The sequence below is a fragment of the Candidatus Methylomirabilota bacterium genome, from assembly GCA_035315345.1.
Classification (GTDB): Bacteria; Methylomirabilota; Methylomirabilia; order Rokubacteriales; family CSP1-6; genus CAMLFJ01.
In genome coordinates this window covers 1-2,973 of the sequence record DATFYA010000017.1, presented here as the reverse complement: position 1 = coordinate 2,973, position 2,973 = coordinate 1, and the positions used below count along the sequence as shown (strand labels likewise).

Genomic DNA, 2,973 nt, shown 5'->3' with positions numbered 1-2,973 from the left:
GCCGGCCCACATCGCCTACTACCAGGCGGTGCGCACGGTGGGGCCGGGACGGGCGGCGGTCTTCACGAACCTGATGCCGTTCCTGGTGCTGGGGCTCTCGTGGCTGCTGCTGGGCGAGCCCATCCGCTGGTACCATCTGGTGGGCGCCTGCGGGGTGATCGCGGGCGTCGTCCTGACCACCAGACGATGAAGCGGGCCGACGCTCTCCCTCTCCCCTCCGGGAGAGGTTCGGGGTGAGGGGCGCGCGAAGCGCTACCGCTTCCCCGCGACCTTCGGCGCCTTGGCCGACACCGGCTTCGCCGGCTTGTCGTCCTTGATGAGGTGCTTCACCTCGTCCATGAACTGGGAGATGTCCTTGAACTGGCGGTACACCGACGCGAAGCGCACGTAGGCCACCTGATCCAGCTTCTGGAGATGCTCCATCACGATCTCGCCGAGCTCGAGGCTCGTGATCTCCTTCTCGGCGCGGTCGTGCAGCTTGGCCTCGATGTCGGCGACCACGTCGTCCACCGCCTGGACGCCGACCGAGCGCTTCTCGCACGACTTGAGGATGGAGCCGCGCAGCTTCTGACGGTCGAACGGCTCGCGCCGGCCGTCCCGCTTGACCACGTGGGGCAGCACGTCCTCGATGTACTCGTAGGTCGTATAGCGCCGATGGCACTTGAGGCAGGCGCGGCGCCGGCGGATGAACTCCCCGTCCCGCCCGACCCGCGAGTCCACCACGCGGTCCTCGGTGTGGCCGCAGAACGGGCACTTCACTTCAGGCGCTCCGCGTAGAGCGGGAACTGGGTGGTCAGCTCCTGCACCTGGCCTCTCACTGCGGCCTCGACCGCGCCATCGCCGACGCGGCTGAGCACCTGGTCGATGAACTGAGCGATCCGCGCCATCTCGGGCTCCTTCATACCGCGGGTGGTGACGGCCGGGGTGCCGATGCGGATGCCGCTGGTGACCATGGGGCCCTTGGTGTCGAAGGGGATGCCGTTCTTGTTGACGGTGATCCAGGCGCGGTCGAGCGCCTCCTGGGCGTCCTTGCCGGTGACGTTGCGGGCGGTGAGATCGACCAGGATCAGGTGTGTGTCGGTGCCGCCGGAGACCAGCCGGAAGCCGCGGGCGGAGAGGGCGTCGGCCAGCGCCTTGGCGTTCTTCACGATCTGGCCCTGGTAAGCGCGCCACTCGGGCGTCTGAGCCTCGCGGAACGCCACCGCCTTCGCCGCGATGACGTGCATCAGTGGCCCGCCCTGGATGCCGGGCAGCACGGTGCGGTCCAGCTCCTTCGCGTACTGGGCGCGGCACATGACCATGCCGCCGCGCGGCCCGCGCAGCGTCTTGTGGGTGGTCGTGGTGACGAAGTCGGCGTGGGGCAGCGGCGACGGGTGAAGCCCGGCGGCCACCAGCCCGGCGGGATGCGCGATGTCGGCCATGAAGGCCGCGCCCACCTCGTCGGCGATCTCGCGGAACGGCTTGAACTCGATCGCGCGGGGGAAGGCGGAGCCGCCCGCGATGATCAGCCGCGGCCGGTGCTGTCGCGCGAGGTCGCGCACCTGGTCCATGTCGATCCGCTCGGTGTCCTTCGTGACGCCGTAGGGCACGATCGTGTAGAAGCGGCCCGAGAAGTTCATCGGGCTGCCGGCGGTGAGATGGCCGCCGTGGGAGAGGTTCGGTCCCAGCACGGTGTCGCCCGGCTTGAGCAGGGTGAAGTACACCGCCATGTTGGCCTGCGAGCCGGAGTGCGGCTGCACGTTGACGTGCTCCGCCCCGAAGAGGTCCCTCGCGCGCGAGATCGCCAGGTCCTCGGCGATGTCCACGATCTCGCAGCCGCCGTAGTAGCGCTTGCCCGGATAGCCCTCGGCGTATTTGTTGGTCATCACCGAGCCGACCGCCTCCAGCACCGCCTCGGAGACGAAGTTCTCCGACGCGATCAGCTCGAGGTTGCGCGCCTGGCGCAGCGTCTCGTCCCGGATGGCCTTGGCGATGTCAGGATCGACCTGCTCGAGCCGGGTCATGCCCGTCCCCCCGCGCGATCGCCGGCGTGGCGCACCTCGATGTCGGCGATCTTCTCCACCCGGCGCGCGTGCCGCCCCGCCGCGAAGTCGGTTTCGAGCCATGCCTGCAGGATGTCGGTGGCCATGTCGGCGCCCATCAGCCGGCCGCCCAGCACCAGCACGTTGGCGTCGTTGTGCTCGCGGCTCATGCGCGCGGTGTAGAGGTCCCCGCACAGGGCGGCGCGCACGCCCGGCACCTTGTTGGCGGCCATGCACATGCCGATGCCGGTCCCGCAGATCAGCAGCCCGCGCTCGACCTTGCGGTCCACGACCGACTCGGCCACGAGCGCGGCGTAGTCCGGATAGTCAACCGACTCGGTGGAGTGCGTGCCCAGGTCGAGCACCTGGTAGCCGTGATTTATGAGCCACGCCTTCAGGGCTTCCTTGAGCCCGTATCCGGCGTGGTCGGCGCCGAGCGCAATGGTGGAAACCACGCGCCAACCTTACGCTCCGTCGGGGTTGCGTGTCAAGGCACCGCTATATATGGGGCTCGTCGCTCTCGTGCGGGAGGCGCGGGCCGCCCTGCTTGACGCGCGAGAGCAGGAGCAGGCCGATCACGAAGAACGACCCGACGGCCAGGATGCCGGCCCGCTGGTTGCCGCCGGCGGCGTGGGAGACGGTGCCGAACACCAGCGGGCCCATCACCGCCGCGCTCTTGCCGCAGAGCGAGTAGAAGCCGAACAGCTCGGCCTCCATCCCGCGGGGAGCGAGGCGGGCCAGGAACGCGCGGCTGGCGGCCTGGACCGCGCCGAGCCCGGTGCCGGCCACCACCGCGAGCCCCCAGAACTGCGCCTGGGTCTCGATGAAGTAAGCCGCCACCACCACCGCGGCCCACTGGCAGAGTGTGATCATCACCACCCGCCGCGGGCCGAAGCGGTCGGTCGGCCACGCCCACGCGAGGGCGCCGAGCAGGGCCGAGACCTGCACGACG

At 69.9% G+C, this 2,973-nt stretch carries 5 protein-coding genes; 1 reads left to right on the top strand and 4 read right to left on the bottom strand.

The genetic code is table 11. The features are described from left to right. On the top strand, positions 1 to 190 hold a 190-nt coding region (locus VKN16_02965; GenBank protein HME93167.1), incomplete at its 5' end, for an EamA family transporter. A gap of 62 nt (positions 191 to 252) precedes the next feature. On the opposite strand, the gene nrdR is transcribed toward VKN16_02965, so the two are convergent. From nrdR to VKN16_02945, 4 genes are all read right to left on the bottom strand, one after another. Continuing rightward, complete coding sequence (gene nrdR, locus VKN16_02960; protein HME93166.1) at positions 253 to 759, bottom strand: transcriptional regulator NrdR; 507 nt, start codon at positions 757 to 759, stop codon at positions 253 to 255. After that, a complete protein-coding gene (glyA, locus tag VKN16_02955; GenBank protein HME93165.1) occupies positions 756 to 2,003 on the bottom strand; it encodes a serine hydroxymethyltransferase in 1,248 nt (415 codons plus the stop codon). The genes nrdR and glyA overlap by 4 nt, the downstream gene beginning before the upstream one ends. Further along, positions 2,000 to 2,476: a ribose 5-phosphate isomerase B gene (gene rpiB, locus VKN16_02950; GenBank protein ID HME93164.1), complete on the bottom strand. Its 477-nt coding sequence runs from the start codon at positions 2,474 to 2,476 to the stop codon at positions 2,000 to 2,002. Before rpiB ends, glyA begins: the two co-directional genes overlap by 4 nt. Positions 2,477 to 2,519: 43 nt before the next feature. Beyond that, positions 2,520 to 2,973 (bottom strand): MFS transporter (locus VKN16_02945; GenBank protein HME93163.1); only part of this gene is annotated, 454 nt, incomplete at its 5' end.

What these genes read in the sequence shown, in the direction of transcription:
- glyA (HME93165.1), bottom strand. Translation starts at nt 2,003, where the DNA reads ATGACCCGGCTCGAGCAGGTCGATCCTGACATCGCCAAGGCCATCCGG.